This window comes from Pseudarthrobacter sp. As-47 (assembly GCF_058215595.1).
Genome location: NZ_JBYZMU010000002.1, coordinates 18,478 through 37,778 on the forward strand (window position 1 = coordinate 18,478; position 19,301 = coordinate 37,778).

The window sequence follows — 19,301 nt, forward strand, 5'->3', positions numbered from 1 at the left end:
AGGGCTGAGGGCACACGCCCGTACTCTGGGGCACAAGATTTAAGGGCTACTGCGTGACGATGACGTCTTCATAGCGCCAACATTGGGCCGACTCGTTTGAGCCGGGGACACTCTGGAGTTACCAGCCCTTCTAACCGAAGACACTTCCAAGGCCCAAAGTCTGAGGGTGCCCAGCGTTCCGCAGAAGAGCCGCCCCACCAGCAGCAGTAGAACGCCAGAATAATAAATACGTCAAGATTGATTCTCTCCGCATGCTCCTTTGTCCGACCGCGGGGTTCACGACAGGCGGTAAGAATTAAGAGAGTCTTAGACCGCTTTCCATAAGGCAGAGACAATGGGGGGTGCCAGCCACTGAGATTCACGCTCGAGATGCTGAAGATCCTCCTCGACTTGCGTCCAAGCCTTCACCGTAATGCATTCCTAAGTCTTTCCGGCCTCAAGCTGCATGCCAAATTGCCGCATCGTCGGGTGGTATCCAGTACTCGTCCCGTTCTAGATCAAACAGGTCAGTCTCTTCGACCTTGGGGGTACGAAACCGGTCTAGGTAGGCGTGCCAAGCAGCGCGTTCATTCCGGTTACGTCTGATCTGATCAAGGTAGTCATCCATCACACCGAGTCGTGCCGCGAGCATGCGTAAGTTGACCGTGGTGGTCTTCCACGCGTGTCCCTGGCGTTGGACCATACCCAAGGCTTCCATCTCGGCCAACGCGGCCGAGCATGCATTCCGGCTGACACCGGTGGCCCGCACGAGATCCGCAGTTTTGGGGGAGTGGCGGCCGCGTTCGATGGCTTCGTACACCAGCGCTGTAGCGTCCCCGAGTGCCCGAAAAACAGGCCGAATGGCATGAATTTTTCCTTTTCGCCAAGCTAGTTCGCGAGCTAGTTGTTGGTACTGCTCGGGGAGCTGGATGAGGTACACGTCGGCGGCTTTGTGACGTGCGTCCATGACTTTAGTCAGGATTCCATCGGAGGCAGCAACCAGGACGGGCAGAAGCCGCGCAATGGTGACGTGGTGTTTTCCCATCGCCACAGCAAGAGTTCGACATCCAACATCAAGAACATCAGTTTTCTTGGCTCTCATGTAGCCCAGTAGCCCACGAATGAGCAGGCGGAGGCTGAGGCCTTGCCGGCCTTTGGCTTGCAGTCTGTGGTCGAGGACTGCGTAGAGGATATTTTCCAGATCGTTTACGAGCTGCTGCACACCGGCGCTGCTAAGTTTCCCTGCCCCCCCGGTGGTTAAAGTTGGGCTTGTGTTGTTAATAGGGGCACTCTTTTTCCCGTGTTTACGGGGGAGCCGTTTCTGAAGGGTTTGGTTGGAAGTGAGGGACTGGGCTTTGGTCCACTCGTAGGGCAGGAGTCGCGCCTGGCGTTGAGGGGTTCCGTATAGGGCGGCCAGCCCCGGGAACTGGCCGGTAAGTTCGTTCTCGACGTCTTGCAGGGACCAGCCGCAGGCGCTGAAGTGGTTCAGCACAGCCATGCGAGCCTCGGATGGGCCCTTGTACCTGGCCGTGTCGTACAGGCCGGTTCGGGCGACCTTGCGCAGCGGCGCTTCACTACCAGCGTTTAGCGGTAGTGCCGGCAGAATCCCGGTTCGCTGTCCGGCAACAGTCTTGGCTGCACGGGCTTTGAGTGCGCGCTTCCGGGTTAGCTCCGGAGCCAGCGCAGACCGAAGCTCCATCAGCGCAGAGGCTGGGTTGCGTCGCCGCAGGATGTCGTAGGCCTGGGAGAGTGGAGTGATTAGGGTTTGGTGCCCGCCAGCCTTGTGCACCGATCCAGGGACGCGGATACATCCATCCGTGATGTTTTGGTGCGGACTCGGGTCCAGACTCCTCGCCGTCAGTGCGAGTGCTTCGACCAGTTCCCTGGCTTCAGCTGCGCCGATACGGTCCCGCAGCGGGATGTACAGGTGGCGGCCGCCACTAGGGGAAAAGTCCTCAACAAAAGACATCCCGCACGCTGACAACAACCGACCCACCCGGGCAGCGTCCGCGTCAACCACACCTTTGAGCGCCTTGGACGTGTCAAAGTCCAGGCACAGCGTGGCAACACTGCCATCCGGGCCATGCACCATTACCGCCGCAGGACGTTCCGGCAGTACCCGAGTGATTTTCGGTGCCTTGCTCGGCCGGGGGTACTGAAACCGCGAGCCAATCCAACGACCAAATCGGTAAGAAGGGGCGCCAGCAATCATCGGAGCAAGGCTCCATGCATCTTCTGGCTTCACGTACGGCGCGACACCCATAAGGGCATGCGTTGACGCCGATACCGGTTCCGGTACCATGGTGTGCAGTAGTTCCTTTCGAGGTAACGCAAATGGCACCCACGGCGTGGGTGTTGTAAAAGTTCAGATCGCGTCCCGCCAAGAACTGGATCTGGACTTAATGCTTCGAGAAGGCCCGCCTAGTGCGGGCCTTCTTCTTTTAAGAGGCGATACGGCCGATAGGCAGTTCCCCCTGGCCGGCAACGAATGTCATGTCGATGGCGGCGAGCTTTTCAGCAACGGCATGTGCGATGAACTCACTAGCCGACTGCCCTTGGTGATCTGCTACAGCGAACAACTTTTCTGCGTCTGCAACGGGGAGCCGGGTAGTCAGAACATGACGGTCCCCTTTAGAAGGGCGTCCTCCGCGTGCGCGTTTCTGAATTGCCATGCCCCTCACGTTAGTTTCTGAAACGCTGGGGACTGGACATAAAGTACGGCGTGTCGGTTTCATCGCTGTTAGAAACCTTTTGCGACGGCGGCGGCTGCGGCAAGCCAGGCGCGCTGGGTGGCTGGCTGGAGGGCGTCGTAGCGGATGGGGCCGTTGACCAGGGCGGGGTCGTAGGGGATTCGGACTACGGCTCGTACATGGGGGGCGAAGCCGTCTGCGATCCGCCGGGCTTCATCCTTGGCGCGCTTGAGCGCATCGCCGCTCATGCTGCGTTTGGCGTCGGTGGACTCGGACACGATGACGACGGCGTTGCGGGCCAGTTCGGCATCGTGTCCGCCGCGGGATTCCAGCGTTTGGAGGGTCAGGCGCGCGGCCTCGGCGCGGTCTTCGATGGCTGTCACGGGGACCACGAGCTGTTTGGTGTGGTGGATCATTCGCCGCCAATTCGCGGCGCGGGCCGTGTTTCCGGAGTCCATGACGATCAGGCGGTAGTAGCGGGTGAGTACCTGGTGGGCGATATCCACCTCCTCTGCGGTCACCTCGTGGTCGCCCTCCTCGTTCTCGTCTGAGCGCAGGACGTCGAACTTGTCGGAGGTCTGGTGGTGGACGAACTGGGCGATCTCGGCTGCTTGGGCGCTGGGGGAGAGCAGCGCCTTTGATGAGTCGATGAGATCCAGGACGCTGTTGTCATGGCCGCCCTTTTCGGTGCGCCAGCCGAGCGTGCCCTGTGATTCGTTGTTGTCCCAGGCCACGGTCGCTGCGCCGCTGTAGCGGGCCAGGATTGCCGAAAGCATGACGACGGTGGGGGTTTTGTTCGCTCCGCCCTTGCGGTTGACGACAGCGACGGTGCGGGGGCCGGGCCAGTGCTGGCTCACTGTGCGGATATCTTCGCGTTCGGCCAGTTCCTCGGCTGATGGGTCCATGCGGAAGCCCAGGCGGCTGAGAACGCCCCGCCAGCCGCGCGTGGCCGGCTGGAGCACGGGCGCGCTGATGAGGAATGAGGTGTCTTTGAGGCTGCGCCGAGTGGCAGGCTCCACAGCGGCTGCTGTGGCAGCCCGTGCGGGCCCACCGGCGGGCGCGGGCGTGACGGCTGCGCCGAAGGTCACCGGCGCAGCGTCGGCAGCTTGTGCCGACGCCTCCTCGGACGGAGAGTCGTCGGGGACCGAAACAGGCGTGGGAGCCGGCGCGGCCTTGGTCGTGGCCTTGGCCGTCTCGGGCGAAGGGGCTGCTGTGTCCGGCAGAGGGTCCTGCTCCCGCCGCGGGGTGGGCTTGATCGGTGCGGCCTCGCTGACGACGCCTTCGGGGGAGACGATGATGAGGCCCTGCCCGTCCGGGTCGGTGGTGCTGACGCGGACGGGTCGGCCGAGCTGAGCAGCGGTTTCAGTGATGAGCCGTAGCGCCTCGCTAAGGACGGCGGCTTCGTCGGCGGCCTCGATCGCGTGGGAGGTTCCGTTGATGGTGACTTCGCCGGTTCCGTTGGTGCGTAGAACGGCGTTGATCTTGGGGAAGTCGAGCGCTTGAGTTTCCATCATCTGTCCTTACTTTGTGCCGTTCGGGGGTGTGAAACGGTTGACCTGCCAGGGCTTGTCGGCTGCGCTGCGGAGCAGCTGCACGTCGTAGTCGCCGGCATCGGTGGGAAAAACGACATGGCAGCCAAAACCGTTGCTCTCATCGATCCTGAGCTGGCCCGCTCCGGTGATCCTGCTGACCGGGATGTTGGCCGGGTCAACGTATTGGTAATCAGCGGTTGCTTGGGCGGTCAGCAGCTGCCCGAGCTCCTGGATCCAGACCTTGTCCGTGACCGTGGGACGGGCATACAGCGTCATGGCCTTGGTCGCCGTTTCCAGCGCGGCTGTTTTGCTTGCCTCGTCCCAGGCAATGCCCAGGGTGGCCGGTGCTGTGCCACCGGGAGCTTGGGGCTTACCGCCAGCGCTGAGCGTGGCGGGGCTGGCGGTGGAAGTGGTGGGTGACGGTTCTGCGGGTGTTGAGGTGGATACCGGCGCGCAGGCCGTGCACACGAGCAGGGCCGCGAGGGCTGTCAGGGCGCGTTTCATGGTTCCTCCGGTGAGTTGCTGCCGGGCAGGTAGAGAAAGGCGCTGGGAGTGCTGTTCTCTACGGTGCGGGTGTAGTAGGTGTGGTCGTTCGGGGCGGGGTTGCCGTTGTAGCCCTCTTCCAGGAAGCTGCCGTCACCGTTTACGGCTTTGACGATGGCGACGTGGCCGTAGGTGCCGTCGGCGCCCCCGGTGCCGGGGGAGTACCAGACGACAGCGCCAACACGTGGTGTTCCACCGGTGGGCCAGCCCTTGGCGTCCCAGCCGTCTTTCCAGGTAAGGGCAGACCCGAGCACGGCACCGTCAGGCCGGAAGGTGCCGTTCAGGACCTTGTAGGGGGTGGTGGTGCTGCCCAGCTGCTGGTTCACACGCCAGAGGGCGAAGTCGACGCATTCGCGGTTGTACATTCCCAGCGGGGATGGCTCGTAGATCTTGGCTGTGCGCCAGGGCAGGTCATCGTCTTTGCCGGATTGGCCGGGGATCCCGCAGGAGCTTTCCCCGCCGGCATCGGTGATCTGAACGTCGGCCAGGGCGGCGACGACCTCGACGGCGGCAACCCAGTAGGACTGGTAGTGGAACGGGTCGGCGTTGCGCTGGACCCTGTGCGCGGCCGTGGTGGGTTCGAGCTGTTCCCACCCGCTGACCTTCTGCAGGGCGGTGAAGAAGTTTGTGGCTGATGCCGTTGGGTTCATGCGGTCCGGGTAGGTTCCCCATGCGCCGTTGTCGCGCTGCTGGAACAGTCCCCGGGAGTCAGGTCCCGGGCCGTCTCCGTAGTCCAGGACACGGAGCCCGGATTCGCCCATGGCCGTCATGACGCCGATCGTCTGCCCCCGGGCGGACAGGCCAAGGGTTTTGCCTGCGTTGATGATCAGGGCCGCGTTTTTCAGCTGTTCGCCCTCGTAGCCGGCCACGGCGACCTTGGGCAGTTGGGTTGCGTCAACGCTGACGCTGGATCCGGTCGGTGAGCAGACGTCGGCAGCGGCCTGGGAGCCCCCGCCGAACAGGATGATGGACAGTACCAAGCCGACGGGTGCGAGGACGGCGCCGGCGGCCAGCGCAGGAGCGCTCGTTCGTGGTTGCATGTGTCCCCCTCACATCTGCTCGGCTGTTTCGCCCTAGGGCTGGTCCTCGTCGTTCACTTCTGGTGTCTGGCCCTTCCTGAGTGTGTTCCGGTTCTCCCAGACCCAGTCCTTGACTTGATCTCTGGCGATTAACCATGTCTTCTCGACTTGGTAGGCAGGAATCACTCCGGTTTGGAGCCAGCGGTAGACGGTGTTTCGGGACAACCCGAAGATCTCTTCGAGGTCCTGAGGCGTAAGACGCTCCGGGTACTTGGCGAAGAGTGCTTCCAGGTATTTGGGGTCCACGCTCAGTCCGTCCCACCGCATAGAGCCATCGTAGACCACAAATTGGTACTGTGATGTACTAGGAGTGATTGGAAGGTATTAAAGCTACAGTTTGCGGTCACCCTTGGCCTTTCGTGTCGGATGGTACCGATACGATCTTTGCTGACATTACTAGGGGATGTGAAATGCCGGTCTCAAAGAATCGCTGGGTGACGCTCGGCGCAGAAACTATCGACGAACCTGTTCCAGTCCTCCTTGAAGAGCCGCCTTTCACCCCTACGGGGGCGACCAGGCCGCAGCGAAGTGTGCCGCAGCCGGACCACGCGGACCGGCTTCCCCGAAGGAACGTTGCGGGGAGGGAACCGAGCTTCTGGTGGCTTGGCGTCCACGGCGGCGCGGGCGAAACGTCGCTTGCACGCCTGGACAAGAGAACCAAGGCTGCCGAACATCATTGGCCTTTGACGGCAGCCGGATCGGTGATCGTCCTGGTTGCCCGGTCCAATATCCCAGGCCTTCGTGCAGCACGGTTGGCAGCAACTGAATGGGCCTCGGGATCCCTTCCCGGTATCCACATCGCTGGCCTCATGATCATGGCCGACGCTCCTGGACGGCTCCCCAAAGAGATCCGCGACTTCGCTCGCGTCGTCGGTGGGGGAGTGCCCCACATGTGGCATTTCCCCTGGGTGGACGCGTGGCGCTACGGCCACGACGTCACCCCCGAAGAACTTCCCAAAGAAGCCCGCACCACTCTTGAACAGGTGCACATCGCAGTAACTGCCACAGCCGGGTTCCCGGCCAAGTAGAAAGAAGAAACTGAATGTTGTTCTCCAAGGCCATGGAGTGGTCAAGCTTTGCCATCACTGAGATACCGAACCCGGGCACAGGTGAAGCACCTCCCGGCTCTGAAGGTTTGCTGACAATCCTCAAATGGGTCGCATGGATCGTCTTCGGCTTGGCCGTCGCGGGCATCCTGATCACAGCCGGCACGATGATGATCAACAACCGACGCGGCGAGGGCGGCGAGCATGCCGGCCGTCTGGCATGGGTCCTCGGCGGGTGCATCCTGGCAGCCTCCGCTGGCGGCGTCGTAGGCGCCCTGGTCTAAGGAGCTTCAGCCATGACTGAACCGACAGTGAACGAAGACCAGAACCCACTGACCAAACCTAAGTTCATCATCTCGGCCGTTGTCGTGGCGATCATAGTCGCGCTCGGGATCATCCTCGCCGTGGTTCCCAAAGGGGGAGGAGCCCCGACAGCCGAACCAAGCAGTTCCGGATCAAGCACAACCAGCACACAACCCAGCGCAACGGCGGCCCCAAGCGTATGCGGCCTGCCCTCCGGCGACCAGGCCAAACCCGCCACCACACCCACCGACACCAAATGGGAACTGATCGGCAAGATCGCCGCACCAACATCACCCACGCAATACGGCCCCGGCAAAACCGAAGTCAACGGCCTCCGCTCCTGCTTCGCACACTCACCAACCGGGGCGCTCTACGCGGGGGCAAACATGATTGTCCTCGGGAGCTCTGGACGCCCCGACCTGTTAGCCCAGCATCTCGTGGTGGAGGGACCGGAACGAGACAAGATGCTGTCGGAGCCACCGACCAGCGCCCCAACGACGGCACCATTTCAGATCGCGGGCTACAAGGTCGTGGACTACTCCGGCGATCGCGCCGTCATTGAATACGGCCTCACAGCAGCAAACGGCAGCGTAGGGTCAGTGCCCGTTGCAATGCAGTGGCAAGGGGGAGATTGGAAATGGGTTCTGCCGGCCACTGGCATGGCAGAAGCACGACAGCTTTCTGATTTGAATGGCTTCATTAGTTGGGCGGGTGTCTAACTTGTTTCCGGCCAACGAGAACGGGCAGCCCTGCAAACCGTGGGAAGTTGGATGCGTCGTTTCAGACTGGGCGAATGATCGTGCCAATGACGCGGTCAAGAACATGGCCCAGGCAGTCGCAGACGCTGTGGGGAACACGGTCAAGACGCTGGGGACGTTCTGGGTGGATGTGGGAACTCCCGCCCTAACGGCAGCGCCGGGTGGGTCGACCGCGAGTGATCCGGTGTTTTTTCTGCAGAACAGTCTCTACTTCTGGACAGCTTCCTTGGCTGTGATGTCCGTGTTGGTGGGGGCGGGGAAGATGGTGATCGAACGCAGGGGTGCTCCCCTGCGGGATCTGGTGCGGTCGCTGGCGACTTTGATCGTGGTCTCCGGCGCTGGCGTGGCAGCCGTGGGATTGCTGACGGTCGCGGCGGATCAGTTCTCTGCCTGGATCATCTCTAACTCAACGAACGGGACCTCGTTCAACGAGAACATCACGGCCCTGTTGGCGCTTTCGGCCACCAGCCCGATCGGATCGATCATGATCATCCTCCTGGGGCTCATCGCGATCCTGGCCTCGGTGGTGCAGATCGTGCTCATGATCATCCGGGGTGGCCTGCTCGTCATCCTGACAGGGATCTTCCCTACGGCTGCAGCTTTCAGCAACACCGAGGCCGGCAGGGGTTGGTTCCAGAAGTGCATGGCGTGGCTGATCGCCTTCATTCTCTACAAGCCCGCGGCCGCCATTGTCTACGCGACGGCCTTCCAGCTCAGCGGCAGCAAGATTTTCGGCAACGTTGGTGACGGCAAGGATTTCGGCTCCGCGCTCCTGAGCACGGTCACCGGGTTGGCTCTGATGATCATTGCCTTGTTCGCCATGCCGGCCCTCATGCGGTTCGTCACCCCGATGGTCGGTGCTGTCGCCGGCGGCGGTGGCGCTCTGGCAGCAGGGACGGTCGGCGCACTGGCGTCCGGCGCCATCAGCATGGGCAGCGCCGGACGCGGCGGCGGATCATCCACCAGCTCGACGACAACCAGCAGCACCTCGAGCCAGAACCCTGGATCGCAGGGCCCCTCGGGCACCGGCAGCCAGGGAACGGCAGGAACGTCCGGCACAGCAGGTAAAAGCGGCACCCGGGGCGCCGGAGCCACTGGCGCGGCAGCATCTACCGGTACCGACAGTGCTGCTGCAGGCAGCGGAGCAGCCGCCAGCGGTGGCGCTGTGGCCGCGGGCGCGGGTGCCGGCGGTGTCGCCGTACTGGCGGCGCAGAAGGGCGTTGAAGCAGGCCAGGCCGCTTCCGGTGCCATCAAAGACATGAGCGAAGAATCCACGGGGGGTGCCTGAGATGGCAGCGATCGAAAACACATACAGGGAACCGACCTACGGCAACTGGCGGCGTCCGCGTAAGGCAGGCATCGGCACGCTTGGTGGGCTGGCAACAGCCGGTTTGTTTGTGGGCCTCATCATCACGGTGATCTGCCTCTTTGTCGGCGGCTGGTTCGCCGGGCTCATTGCCCTGTTCATCCTTGGGGTGGCGTTGGCGGTCGTCTCGGTGACCGACAAGCACAACAAGTCCGTAGGAGAGCGGATATTCGCCCGGCTGGCGTTCCGCTCCGCACGACGAAAGAAGGCCAACATCTACCGCTCCGGCCCGCTGGGGCTGACGCCTTGGGGCGAGTTCCAGCTGCCTGGGATCTCCGCCGGCTCCAAGCTTTACGAGTTCACCGACTCCTATGGCCGCCCCTTCGCGCTGATCCACCTTCCCTCCACCGCCCACTACACCGTTGTCTTCGGAACCCAGCCCGACGGGGCGTCCCTGGTTGATCCCGAGCAGATTGATGCCTGGGTGGCTAACTGGGGCGGCTGGCTGGCCTCGTTGTCGAATGAACCTGCCGTCGTGGCTGCATCCGTCACGGTCGAAACCGCACCCGATTCCGGGGCACGGCTGCGCCGGGAAGTTGAATCGAACATCCACGACGACGCCCCTGACATTGCCAAGGCCATGCTCCGGGAGGCCTTGAACACCTACCCGCAGGGATCGGCCACGATCCGCGCCTGGGTCGCGCTGACATTCAGCGCCGCTGCCCGGGCAGGCGGCAAACGACGCACGGCAGAAGAGATCGCAAGAGATCTCGCGTCACGGCTTCCCAGCCTGACCGAGCGTCTGGAATCCACCGGCGCCGGGGCATGCGCGCCGTTGAACGCCCAGGAACTGTGCGAGGTCGTTCGCGTCGCTTATGACCCTGCCGCAGCCCGGCTCATCGACGAAGCCCACTACCAGGGCACACCCGTTGACCTGGACTGGGGCGACGTCGGACCATCCGCCCACCAATCCAACTGGGACGGCTACCGCCACGATTCCGGGCACTCAGTGTCCTGGACAATGACGGGCGCACCACGCGGACACATCCTGGCATCAGCGCTGGGCCGCCTCGTCGCACCGCACGGGGAAATCGACCGCAAGCGCGTCACCTTGCTGTACCGGCCGATCGAAGCAGGCCGCGCGGCGGCCATCGTGGAGTCTGACCAGACCAGCGCCCTGACCCGGGCCTCCTCGACCAATCGGCCCACCGCCCGCGCCCTGGTCGACGCCCGCGCGGCGCAGGCCACCGCAGCGGAGGAAGCCAAGGGCGCCGGGCTGGTCAACTTCGGCATGGTGGTCACGGCCACGGTGCTGTCCGCCCGTGACCTTGAGGACGCCGTGGCCGTCGTGGAAGGCAACCTCGGCCCGTCGGCACGCCTGCTGTTGCGGCGCGCCTACGGCTCACAGGATTCTGCCTTTGCCGCATCCCTGCCACTGGGGCTGGTCCTGCCGAAGCACCTGAAGGTTCCCGAAGAGATCCGCGAGGCCATGTGATGTTCGGCAGCAAGACCAAGCACCAGCGCACACAGGCCCCCGCCACGAAGCTCGCCGCCGCGGTCACCCGTCGCCCGGGCCTTCGAGGCTGGCGCGGCCGCGGACAGGGCGAAGCCGTCTACGTCACGGCAGCCGACGAATGGCGTGGAACCTCGGTCCAGGTCTGCGGTCTCTGGCCGTTCGTGGGCGGCTCCGGCACCCCGATCCTGGGAGTACCGATCGGCGTTCACACCGACACGGGAGCGCCCTTCAGCGCCGATCCAATCAGCTGGTTCATGCACGGCATGATCAACAACCCCTCCATGTTCGTCCTTGGCCTGCCTCACTACGGCAAGTCCACCCTGGTCCGGCACATCGTCCTGGGCCTGGCAGGCCGGAGCATCAACCCGTTGATCCTCGGTGACCTGAAGCCGGACTACGTTGACCTGATCGAAGCTCTCGGCGGGCAGGTCATCAGTCTGGGCCCCGGGCGCGGCCACCTGAACGTCCTGGACCCCGGTGAAGCCACCGGCGCCGCCGTCAGGCTGCTCGCCTCGGCCGAGGAACACCGGGCCAACGCGAACCGGACCCTGAACGATCCAGATGGCGACCAGGCCGCGGCCGCGCCGCTGCTCGCTGCAGCAGTGAAGGCGGAGAAGCTGGCCGAACAGCTGATGGCCGACTCGCACAACCGGCGCCTGAACATGATCACGGCGCTGATCACCATCGTGCGGAACGCCAAGCCCAGCGCCCACGAGGAATCCCTGATTGACCGGGCCCTGCACATCCTGGACGAACGCCTGGACCGCGTTCCCCTGATCGGGGACCTGATCGAGGTCATCAAAGACGCCCCCGACGAGCTGCGCGCCATCGCCCTGGACCGCGGCGACATGAGCCGCTACCTGGACGCTACCGACCAGCTGCGCCAATCGCTGTACTCCCTCGACGGCTCAGGCCGATTCTCGGACATGTTCTCCCAGCCCACCGACCAGCCGATGGACCTGACCAAACCCGTGGTCTTCGACCTCTCAGGAATCTCCGACACGCAGCGCGACATCCAAGCGGCCTGCCTGCTGGCCTGCTGGTCAACCGGGTTCGCCACCGTCCAGGTCGCCCACACCCTGGCAGACGCCGGCCTGGAACCGCGGCGGAACTACTTTGTCGTCATGGACGAACTCTGGCGGGCCCTGCGCTCCGGTGAAGGCATGGTCGACCGGGTTGACTCGCTGACCCGTCTGAACCGTACCGAAGGCGTCGGGCAGGCCATGATCACGCACACCATGAGCGACCTCGAAGCCCTGCCCACGGAAGCCGAACGGATGAAAGCGCGCGGATTCGTTGAACGCTCCGGCATGGTCGTCTGCGGCGCGCTGCCCGGAGCAGAAATGGAAAAACTCAACAAAGCCGTCACCCTCTCCCGGGCCGAACAAGCCCGCCTCATCTCATGGGCAGACCCCGGCTCATGGACCGACGTCGGCGGATCCCGCAAACGCGTCCGCCCGGGCCTGGGCAAATTCCTCTTCAAAGTCGGCGGCCGCCCCGGAATCCCCGTGGCCTTGAAGCTAACCAGCGTCGAAAAATCGCTCCACGATACAAACAAGCGCTGGACGAAACTTCGGAGCGCGGAAGGGGAGAACTGATGGGTGCACCAAGCAGCGGCAAACGCTCCCGGATGGATACCGAAACCATCCTTCTCTGGGTCTTCATCACCGCCGTGGTGCTCGGTGTCGGCTCGGTGGCCGGCGCCGTCCACCTCGGGTCGCTCCTGTCTAATGACGGCCAGAAACTGCCGGCAAACCCGTTTGAACTGGCCTTCGGCCTGCTCTCGCAGAAGGTCACGTGGCCCGCGGCCGCGACCTGGGTACTGATCGGCTTCGGCGTCCTCATCATCGTTGTGGCCGTTCTGGTGGTCCGTGCGGTGCTGCGCCGGCGGTCCAAGCGTTCTCGTGTGGACGCCGCGGCCCAGCACATGGCCAAGGGCCGGGACCTGCGGGCCCTGAGCCTGCGCGGGGCTACGGCCACCGCCGAACGTCTGGGAGTGAAGGGCTCACCGGGCGTCCCTGTCGGTAAGACGGTCCTGGGCGGGCAGATGGTCTACGGCTCCTGGGAAGACATGCACATCGACATCTGGGGACCCAGGACGGGCAAGACCACGTCACGGGCGATCCCTGCGATCCTTGCCGCCCCGGGCGCCGCTTTGGTGACCTCGAACAAGCGGGACATCGTCGACGGAACCCGCGATGTCCGTGCCGCCGAGGGCCCGGTCTGGGTCTTCGACCCGCAGTCCGTCGCCCTCGAGGAACCTTCCTGGTGGTGGAACCCCCTGTCCTATGTCACGGACGAAGTGAAGGCTGCACGCCTGGCAGACCACTTCGCGGCCGGTTCCCGCGGCCCGGATGCGAAGACGGACGCCTACTTTGATCCCGCGGGCCAGGATCTCCTTGCCGGGCTCCTGCTCGCCGCGGCCCTCGACGGCCTGCCGATCACGCAGGTCCACACTTGGCTGACCCGTCCCTCCGACGACGAAGCAGTGGACATCCTAAAGGCCCACGGGTTCATGCAGACTTCCAACGCCGTCGGCGGTGTCATCAACGCTCCCGAGAAGCAACGCGGCGGCGTGTACGGCACGGCACTGCAAATGGCTTCCTGCCTCACCAACCGCCAAGTCGCCCGGTGGGTGACACCCCAGGGCGACGACGACCAGCGGCCTCAGTTCGATCCGGCAGCATTCGTCCGGTCCAAAGGCACCCTGTACAGCCTCTCCAAGGAAGGCAAAGGCACCGCCGGCCCGCTCGTGACGGCGCTAACCGTGGCCACAGTCGAGGCCGCCGAAGAACTCGCCGTCCACTCACCCGGCGGCCGACTGGCCACACCCATGGTCGGGGTCCTGGACGAAGCAGCCAACGTCTGCCGGTGGCGCGAACTGCCCAACCTCTACAGCCACTACGGCTCCCGCGGCATCGTCCTGATGACCATCCTCCAGTCCTGGTCCCAAGGCGTCGAAGTCTGGGGCCGCGACGGGATGCGCAAGCTCTGGAGCGCCTCCAACATCAAGGTCTACGGCGGCGGCGTCGCCGAAGCCGAATTCCTCAACGAGCTCGCCCAGCTCGTGGGCGAATACCGCTACTCCAACATGACCAGAAGCCGCTCCAAACAAGGCACCTCCTACAGCCACGACGACGACCGCAAAGAACGCACCCTCGACGTCTCCGACCTGGCCGCCTTCCCACGCGGCCGAGCCATCATGTTCGCCTCCGGCGCCCCCGCCGCACTGCTCGAAACGGTGCCCTGGATGAGCGGACCACAGGCCGACGCGGTGCGCGCCTCCATCGCCGCACACGACCCGGCCAACAAGCCAGCAGCCGCGACCGGAAACCGGTGGATCGCCGCAGGTGCCCCTCATGAGTGAAGGACTGGGGGAGTGGGACGACGAACTGGAAGACACCCCAGCTGAAACCACAGATCAGGGCGAAAACGACGAGGACGCCCCTGAGCTGTTCTACCCAAACGTCGCCGAATTCGTCAGCAACAAGCTGGCTACCAGCTACCGCCGGCAACTCAATGTCCAGGGCGGGGTGACCTGGTGCCCGCAATGGTGGAAACACGCCGAAGCGATCAGCCGCCTCGAAGCACTCTGGCGGGCCTGGGAATTCCTGCGCCTGGACGGCACCACAGGAATGAGCGTCTGGTGGCGCGACCACGCCGACCACCACATGTCCGTCCTGCTTTCAACAGACGGGCCCTTCAAAGGCTGCACCCCCGACGACGGCCACCGCACCAAACTCACCCCGCTGCCGTGCGAGGAACCGCCCCCAGGACTGTTCTAAACAAGTTCCGTTAGCCAACGCCCAGGGTGACCACGCCAGCTGTCCACGGTTGGGGGCAATCCGGGTTATCCACGGCTGAAAATAGGGAGCCACCGGGAAAGCTCCCTCAGCAGCAATAGCGGTGGATAACCCATCAGGATTGTCCCCAGCTGTGGGCAGCGGTCTTTGACGTTTGCGCCTTTTGCTTCGGTGCTGCCTTCCCGACATGGATGGTGGCCATAATTTTGCCGAGCCTTGAATAGTACGCCCAAGAGGAAGGCACCCCTCGGATTCGCCCTTGCCACTTCCTACTTGGGTCGCAGCCCTGCGGCTTCCCGGACAGCCGAAAAAATAGTTGACATGCATGTCGGAAAATCCGACACTTAGAACATGACGAATGGGATGTTGGCGGTGGCAGGCGGCAGCGAGTACGCCGGAGCGCCCCCTTCTGTTGATGCAACGGACGGCTTGGTCTTCGACACCTTGGGGATGCCTATGTCGGTTGCCGCGGCGAAGACGATGACAAGATCGGCTATTGAGGCTGCGCTGTCCAGGGCGTTGGCGAAGCTCCATCATGAGTCGGTGGATTCGATTGATGCCACCGCGGCCATAGATTCCATTGAGGTCGTATTCCTGGTGGGCCGTTTTTACCGGGATTTGGGCCGTAAACAGCCGGATCTGAGTAAGATCCACCGTGACCAGTGGTCAAATTTGGAGGGTATCGCTGAGGTTCTCCAGGATACGGTGGGGGGTCTCGCATGAGCCTGCACATCCCGTCCGAGGGCATATCAGAGGCGTGGATCCAGACACTGGAGACCGTGAATTCCAAGCCCCACGGCACAGCGACCCACACGCTGGTCTCAATCAGCGCCCCGCACGATGGTGCCCATCCCGAGGTGTCCGCGGTAGTCGACGGGGCGCTGCGCAGCCGTGGCAGGCATGGCGTCTTTACGGTCGCGAATACCATTTTCCCTTCCGCTCTTTACAACGATCCCGGTCTGGATTTTTCCCCGGAGTCGTCCAGTGAGGAGACTGCCCTCCTCGACGGGGCCGCAAGGGAGCTGTATGAGGCGTACTTGGATACGCTGCCGACACTCCGACGGATCCCCGCCAACAGGGCAGGAACGTATTTTTCACGGATGGTCTCCTGGCCGGGCAAGAGCGCGACGGGTACAAACCAACTGGCCGCCCGGATCGAGGCATTGCGGAAAGATCGACGCAGGAATCTGAGGGCCTCGAATTACAGCGACATCGCAGTGGCCGGCGAAGCTGATGGCGCAGGGGGAGGGTTGGAAGAATATGCACTGACCGACACTCGCACCCAAGGTTTCCCCTGTCTGGTGCATATCGACCTCAGCGTCCGCGCCGGGGCGTTGTCCCTCCTCGCCGTTTACCGCCACTGGCACCTCATCACCCGCGGATACGGCAACCTTATCGGCCTAGCCAGGCTGCAGGAGTTCCTCTGCCAGCAGACTGGTTTCACTGTAGGGGAGTTGGCCGTAGTTGCCGGCCACGCCAATGCGGAACACGGTGATTATTCGGGAAAGTCAGGCGTGGCGGATATCCTCGCCGACGCCAAGGCTGCGCTCGGCAGCGGCAGCGAAGCCGCCGCTGCCGCATCGGCATGATGAGCGCACCCATCACCACCGGTGTTGACCTGGTCGATTGTGGCCGTATCGCGAGGATGCTCGAGGAGGACAGGACTTTTCTTGACCTCGCGTTCACTCAGGAGGAGCAGGAGGACTGCCAGGCCGATCCTGCACGGCTGGGTGCCCGTTGGGCGGCGAAGGAAGCGGCCATGAAAGCCCTGGGGCAGGGGATCGGCTCGATTGCGCTGCTGGATATTGGTGTGCGCCGGGATGAGAACGGGGTTCCAACGATGGAGCTGTCGGGCTCAGCAAGAGCCCGGGCAAAAGAATTGGGGATTACTGATTGGAGCGTCGCCCTCAGCCATGAAGGTGGCTTCGCCGTGGCGTTCGTCGTCATGTTGAAAGGAGGAGATTGTGTCAGATAACGAGCTGCAAGTTGTAGCTTCCCGAATACGGGAGGCCCGGGAGTCGCTTGGACTCACACAGGAGGAGGTCAGCGGAGCGCTCGGGATTCCCCGGACGAGTGTTCACGCCATGGAGGCAGGCAAGAGGGGTGTTTCCGCCCTGGAGCTGCGTCGTCTTGCCCGGCTTTACCGTCGTCGCGTGGAGTGGCTGCTTGGCGAGGACGAGGCGCCGGTCGCGGCAGCCGACGGCGCGTTGTACCGCGCTACTCGTGATTTGTCGGACGAAGATAAGGACCAGGTGCTCCGCTTCGCAGAGTTCCTGGCCGCCGGACCGGTGCCGCGCGGCCCTCGGCCTCATGTACGGAAGGAGGGTTCTTGAGTCAGCTTAAGGCTGTTCAAGCGGCGAACACTGCACTCAATGAACTCGGGATTGACCAGTCTGAGCCGGTTGACCCCTTTGAGGCGATTGAGGACGCCGGTCTGATGCTGCGGTTCCAACCGCTGAAGGACCTCCTTGGCGCTGTTTTGCCGGGAGATCCCGGCGGGGTGCTGATTAACAGTGCCCGGCCGGCGTCGCTGCAACGCTATACGGCCGCCCATGAACTCGGGCACTGGTATATGGATCAGGACGTGCTGAGTCTTGATACCGATGAGGCCGTGTTCGGGCACCAGCACGGCGAGGCACGTGAGCTGGATGCACAGGTTTTCGCTGCGCATTTCCTGATGCCGCTTGAACTGCTTTATCCCGTTGCGCGCCGGTATGGGATAAGGCGCGGGCAGGCAGTTGATCCCGAGCAGGTCTACCAGGCGGCGCGTGACATGCACGTCAGTTACGAGGCTACGGTGCGGCAGCTTATGAACACCCGGCTGATTACTCCGTCCAACGGCAACCAGCTGCTGAAGATCCAGCCCGCGGCCATCAAGCAACGGTTGACGGGTGGGCTCAAGCTGCCGAACGCCCGGGGCGACGTGTGGATCGTAGAGCACCCCGAGGATCACGCTGAAATCGAAGCTTTCGTCGGGGATGCCATCCTGCTGCGTCTCACTGAATATCCGGCCACGGGGTACCGGTGGTATGCCGAGGAGGCACAGCCGGAGGCTACGATCCACCTGTTTCGTCCTGCGCCTCCGCCGTTCACCGGGGGTAAGGCGTTCGCGGATGCCGCAACCTCGCCGGGGGGCGGCGAGGTTGTTCCGTTCCCGGCCATGGCTGCGGCCTCGGATGTTGTGTCCCTTCTGCAGGACCGGTTGGTGCAGGAGCCATATCAGGCGGGGGTAACGGCTGTTGGTGGTGCTGTGACCCGGTTGGTTGCCTACACTGCGGATGCTCCCGGGGATGAAGCCATTCAGTTGAACCACGTCAGGCCGGTTCGTCCGGATGCTCCGGTGTCGCGTGTCAAGGTCACTACCCATGTGCGCGGTGTGCCTGAAGTTGAGTTCCGTCGGCGTCTTATTGCCGCGTTTGCCCGTGATGAGGCGGAAGGAACTGAGTGGGATTAATGATGCGGGACGACATTGATCTTCGCCCGTTAGTGGGCGGCAGCATATTGGACCAAGGGCTCCGCCCCACCTGCGTAGCATTCGCCTCCTCCGTCGGGCACGAAGCGCTGCAGACCGCCTCGCCGGTACAGCACCTGGCCCCGGAGGCGCTGTGGTGGCAGGCGACTGCGGCAGGCCACACCTCCCGCGGTGGGATGGTCTTAGGGAACATCGGCCCTGCCCTTAGCGGTTACGGGCAGCCAGAACTGGCCTCCTGGCCTTATAAGCCGACACTGGGTGCGGGTACAGAAGACCCGCCGACTGGCCTTGGGCGACCTCCCTGGAACCGCGCTGGCCTCACACCCCTTACGCTTCACCATGACGGCATCGAAGACGAACTCGAAGACGCGCTGGCCCGGTCTCGGCCGATCATCCTCATCGTGGAGGTCTCCGATGAGTTCCGCGAGCCCGATATCTACGGCATCGTCGCCGTGCCCGACGTCAGGGCCACCGTGGGGGGCTATCACGCGGTGACGTGCGTTGGGGCAGCGACCCATCCGGTCAGCGGAAGGCTTCTGTTGATCAAGAACAGCTGGGGGACGGACTGGGGTCTTGGCGGATACTGCTGGCTTCCAGTGGAGTACCTCATCGCCTTCGGCGCTGAAGCAGCAACCATCAACAACATTTAGGGGAATGTACGACGATGAACCACTCACTGAAACCCGGCACTCTCATCGTCCTGGAAGGCCTGGACAAGACGGGAAAAAGCACCCAGACGAATGCCCTCCGCCAGGCACTGGACCGGAATTCGACCGCCCACGTCCACATGCCCAGCGGGCTAAGCACCTTCACGGACGAAACCTATTCCATGCTGGAGTCCGGATATCGTGCCCCCGCGTCCGGTGTCGCAAAACAGCTTGCCCACCTCGCATGCCATGCCGAGAGCGTTCCCCGCATCAACGAGCTGCTTGCAACGCAGGCAGTCGTACTGGACCGCTGGTGGTGGTCCACCATGGCCTACGGCTGGTACAGCGGTGACTTCCCCGCAGCCGGCATCACTGAAGCAACGTTCCGGAACCTGATCGAGAGCATCTGGTCCCAGCTGGACGCGTCCGTCGTCTTCCTGTTCGACAAGACATACGAGGACGATGCCAATAACTCCGACCCCGTCCTGGATGGCTATCAGCAGCTGGCGAAGGCGCACGAGGACCTTACCGTCCGCGTCCCCCAAGGGGCGCCCTCAGACGTCACGGCGTTTCTGCTGAACGCTCTGCGCGACCGCGAACTGCTCGCAGGCTAAGGCACAAGCCGGA

General features: G+C 63.5%; 21 protein-coding genes. 15 read left to right on the forward strand and 6 right to left on the reverse strand.

Going from position 1 to position 19,301, the window contains the following annotated elements; all coding sequences use genetic code 11:
• Positions 1-436 precede the first annotated feature (436 nt).
• From AC4BCK_RS20975 to AC4BCK_RS21000, 6 genes are all read right to left on the reverse strand, one after another.
• Positions 437-2,191: a hypothetical protein gene (locus AC4BCK_RS20975; protein ID WP_490567030.1), complete on the reverse strand. Its 1,755-nt coding sequence runs from the start codon at positions 2,189-2,191 to the stop codon at positions 437-439.
• Between the two features lie 229 nt (positions 2,192-2,420).
• Positions 2,421-2,651, reverse strand: coding sequence for a hypothetical protein (locus AC4BCK_RS20980; protein WP_015062388.1), 231 nt, complete (start codon positions 2,649-2,651; stop codon positions 2,421-2,423).
• Between the two features lie 68 nt (positions 2,652-2,719).
• Positions 2,720-4,183: a MinD/ParA family ATP-binding protein gene (locus AC4BCK_RS20985; protein WP_490567031.1), complete on the reverse strand. Its 1,464-nt coding sequence runs from the start codon at positions 4,181-4,183 to the stop codon at positions 2,720-2,722.
• 6 nt (positions 4,184-4,189) lie between these two features.
• Positions 4,190-4,705, reverse strand: a complete 516-nt coding sequence (locus AC4BCK_RS20990) for a hypothetical protein (protein WP_490567032.1) — start codon at positions 4,703-4,705, stop codon at positions 4,190-4,192.
• Positions 4,702-5,784 carry a CHAP domain-containing protein gene (locus AC4BCK_RS20995; RefSeq protein WP_490567033.1) on the reverse strand — a complete coding sequence of 361 codons (1,083 nt, stop codon included), beginning with the start codon at positions 5,782-5,784 and terminating at the stop codon, positions 4,702-4,704. Before AC4BCK_RS20995 ends, AC4BCK_RS20990 begins: the two co-directional genes overlap by 4 nt.
• Positions 5,785-5,817: 33 nt before the next feature.
• On the reverse strand, positions 5,818-6,069 hold the full coding sequence (locus tag AC4BCK_RS21000; protein WP_015062447.1) for a helix-turn-helix domain-containing protein: 252 nt from the start codon (positions 6,067-6,069) through the stop codon (positions 5,818-5,820).
• A gap of 188 nt (positions 6,070-6,257) precedes the next feature.
• Here AC4BCK_RS21000 and AC4BCK_RS21005 point away from each other — a divergent pair, with 188 nt between their 5' ends.
• The 15 genes from AC4BCK_RS21005 (at position 6,258) to AC4BCK_RS21075 (ending at position 19,288) form a co-directional block, all read left to right on the forward strand.
• Positions 6,258-6,851 carry a DUF6668 family protein gene (locus tag AC4BCK_RS21005; RefSeq protein ID WP_490567034.1) on the forward strand — a complete coding sequence of 198 codons (594 nt, stop codon included), beginning with the start codon at positions 6,258-6,260 and terminating at the stop codon, positions 6,849-6,851.
• Between the two features lie 14 nt (positions 6,852-6,865).
• Positions 6,866-7,153 carry a hypothetical protein gene (locus tag AC4BCK_RS21010; RefSeq protein ID WP_009358107.1) on the forward strand — a complete coding sequence of 96 codons (288 nt, stop codon included), beginning with the start codon at positions 6,866-6,868 and terminating at the stop codon, positions 7,151-7,153.
• A 12-nt stretch (positions 7,154-7,165) separates the two neighbouring features.
• Positions 7,166-7,891 carry a DUF8175 domain-containg protein gene (locus AC4BCK_RS21015; protein ID WP_490567035.1) on the forward strand — a complete coding sequence of 242 codons (726 nt, stop codon included), beginning with the start codon at positions 7,166-7,168 and terminating at the stop codon, positions 7,889-7,891.
• Positions 7,863-9,218: a TrbL/VirB6 family protein gene (locus tag AC4BCK_RS21020; RefSeq protein ID WP_490567036.1), complete on the forward strand. Its 1,356-nt coding sequence runs from the start codon at positions 7,863-7,865 to the stop codon at positions 9,216-9,218. The genes AC4BCK_RS21015 and AC4BCK_RS21020 overlap by 29 nt, the downstream gene beginning before the upstream one ends.
• 1 nt (position 9,219) lies before the next feature.
• Positions 9,220-10,731 (forward strand): SCO6880 family protein, encoded by a 1,512-nt coding sequence (locus AC4BCK_RS21025; RefSeq protein ID WP_490567084.1) that lies wholly within the window; start codon positions 9,220-9,222, stop codon positions 10,729-10,731.
• The gene (locus AC4BCK_RS21030) at positions 10,731-12,350 is read left to right on the forward strand and encodes an ATP/GTP-binding protein (RefSeq protein WP_490567037.1); all 1,620 of its coding nucleotides are present in this window, start codon (positions 10,731-10,733) and stop codon (positions 12,348-12,350) included. The genes AC4BCK_RS21025 and AC4BCK_RS21030 overlap by 1 nt, the downstream gene beginning before the upstream one ends.
• Positions 12,350-14,119, forward strand: coding sequence for a type IV secretory system conjugative DNA transfer family protein (locus AC4BCK_RS21035; protein ID WP_490567038.1), 1,770 nt, complete (start codon positions 12,350-12,352; stop codon positions 14,117-14,119). The genes AC4BCK_RS21030 and AC4BCK_RS21035 overlap by 1 nt, the downstream gene beginning before the upstream one ends.
• Positions 14,112-14,537 (forward strand): DUF4913 domain-containing protein, encoded by a 426-nt coding sequence (locus AC4BCK_RS21040; RefSeq protein ID WP_490567039.1) that lies wholly within the window; start codon positions 14,112-14,114, stop codon positions 14,535-14,537. Before AC4BCK_RS21035 ends, AC4BCK_RS21040 begins: the two co-directional genes overlap by 8 nt.
• 369 nt (positions 14,538-14,906) lie before the next feature.
• Positions 14,907-15,278: a hypothetical protein gene (locus AC4BCK_RS21045; protein WP_490567040.1), complete on the forward strand. Its 372-nt coding sequence runs from the start codon at positions 14,907-14,909 to the stop codon at positions 15,276-15,278.
• Positions 15,275-16,144, forward strand: coding sequence for a hypothetical protein (locus tag AC4BCK_RS21050; RefSeq protein WP_490567041.1), 870 nt, complete (start codon positions 15,275-15,277; stop codon positions 16,142-16,144). The genes AC4BCK_RS21045 and AC4BCK_RS21050 overlap by 4 nt, the downstream gene beginning before the upstream one ends.
• The gene (gene acpS, locus AC4BCK_RS21055) at positions 16,144-16,530 is read left to right on the forward strand and encodes a holo-ACP synthase (protein WP_490567042.1); all 387 of its coding nucleotides are present in this window, start codon (positions 16,144-16,146) and stop codon (positions 16,528-16,530) included. The genes AC4BCK_RS21050 and acpS overlap by 1 nt, the downstream gene beginning before the upstream one ends.
• Complete coding sequence (locus AC4BCK_RS21060; RefSeq protein WP_490567043.1) at positions 16,520-16,888, forward strand: helix-turn-helix domain-containing protein; 369 nt, start codon at positions 16,520-16,522, stop codon at positions 16,886-16,888. The genes acpS and AC4BCK_RS21060 overlap by 11 nt, the downstream gene beginning before the upstream one ends.
• A complete protein-coding gene (locus AC4BCK_RS21065) occupies positions 16,885-18,009 on the forward strand; it encodes an ImmA/IrrE family metallo-endopeptidase (RefSeq protein ID WP_490567044.1) in 1,125 nt (374 codons plus the stop codon). The genes AC4BCK_RS21060 and AC4BCK_RS21065 overlap by 4 nt, the downstream gene beginning before the upstream one ends.
• Complete coding sequence (locus tag AC4BCK_RS21070) at positions 18,009-18,677, forward strand: C1 family peptidase (protein ID WP_490567085.1); 669 nt, start codon at positions 18,009-18,011, stop codon at positions 18,675-18,677. Before AC4BCK_RS21065 ends, AC4BCK_RS21070 begins: the two co-directional genes overlap by 1 nt.
• Before the next feature lie 14 nt (positions 18,678-18,691).
• On the forward strand, positions 18,692-19,288 hold the full coding sequence (locus AC4BCK_RS21075) for a dTMP kinase (RefSeq protein WP_490567045.1): 597 nt from the start codon (positions 18,692-18,694) through the stop codon (positions 19,286-19,288).
• Positions 19,289-19,301 lie beyond the last annotated feature (13 nt).

Coding starts and splice junctions, on each gene's coding strand:
- AC4BCK_RS21030 (WP_490567037.1), top strand. CDS start 10,731: ATGTTCGGCAGCAAGACCAAGCACCAGCGCACACAGGCCCCCGCCACG.
- AC4BCK_RS21040 (WP_490567039.1), top strand. CDS start 14,112: ATGAGTGAAGGACTGGGGGAGTGGGACGACGAACTGGAAGACACCCCA.
- AC4BCK_RS21070 (WP_490567085.1), top strand. CDS start 18,009: ATGATGCGGGACGACATTGATCTTCGCCCGTTAGTGGGCGGCAGCATA.
- AC4BCK_RS20985 (WP_490567031.1), bottom strand. CDS start 4,183: ATGATGGAAACTCAAGCGCTCGACTTCCCCAAGATCAACGCCGTTCTA.
- AC4BCK_RS21035 (WP_490567038.1), top strand. CDS start 12,350: ATGGGTGCACCAAGCAGCGGCAAACGCTCCCGGATGGATACCGAAACC.
- AC4BCK_RS21050 (WP_490567041.1), top strand. CDS start 15,275: ATGAGCCTGCACATCCCGTCCGAGGGCATATCAGAGGCGTGGATCCAG.
- AC4BCK_RS20995 (WP_490567033.1), bottom strand. CDS start 5,784: ATGCAACCACGAACGAGCGCTCCTGCGCTGGCCGCCGGCGCCGTCCTC.
- AC4BCK_RS20975 (WP_490567030.1), bottom strand. CDS start 2,191: ATGATTGCTGGCGCCCCTTCTTACCGATTTGGTCGTTGGATTGGCTCG.
- AC4BCK_RS21010 (WP_009358107.1), top strand. CDS start 6,866: ATGTTGTTCTCCAAGGCCATGGAGTGGTCAAGCTTTGCCATCACTGAG.
- AC4BCK_RS21045 (WP_490567040.1), top strand. CDS start 14,907: ATGACGAATGGGATGTTGGCGGTGGCAGGCGGCAGCGAGTACGCCGGA.
- AC4BCK_RS21075 (WP_490567045.1), top strand. CDS start 18,692: ATGAACCACTCACTGAAACCCGGCACTCTCATCGTCCTGGAAGGCCTG.
- AC4BCK_RS21020 (WP_490567036.1), top strand. CDS start 7,863: ATGGCTTCATTAGTTGGGCGGGTGTCTAACTTGTTTCCGGCCAACGAG.
- AC4BCK_RS21015 (WP_490567035.1), top strand. CDS start 7,166: ATGACTGAACCGACAGTGAACGAAGACCAGAACCCACTGACCAAACCT.
- AC4BCK_RS21025 (WP_490567084.1), top strand. CDS start 9,220: ATGGCAGCGATCGAAAACACATACAGGGAACCGACCTACGGCAACTGG.
- AC4BCK_RS20980 (WP_015062388.1), bottom strand. CDS start 2,651: ATGGCAATTCAGAAACGCGCACGCGGAGGACGCCCTTCTAAAGGGGAC.
- acpS (WP_490567042.1), top strand. CDS start 16,144: ATGAGCGCACCCATCACCACCGGTGTTGACCTGGTCGATTGTGGCCGT.
- AC4BCK_RS20990 (WP_490567032.1), bottom strand. CDS start 4,705: ATGAAACGCGCCCTGACAGCCCTCGCGGCCCTGCTCGTGTGCACGGCC.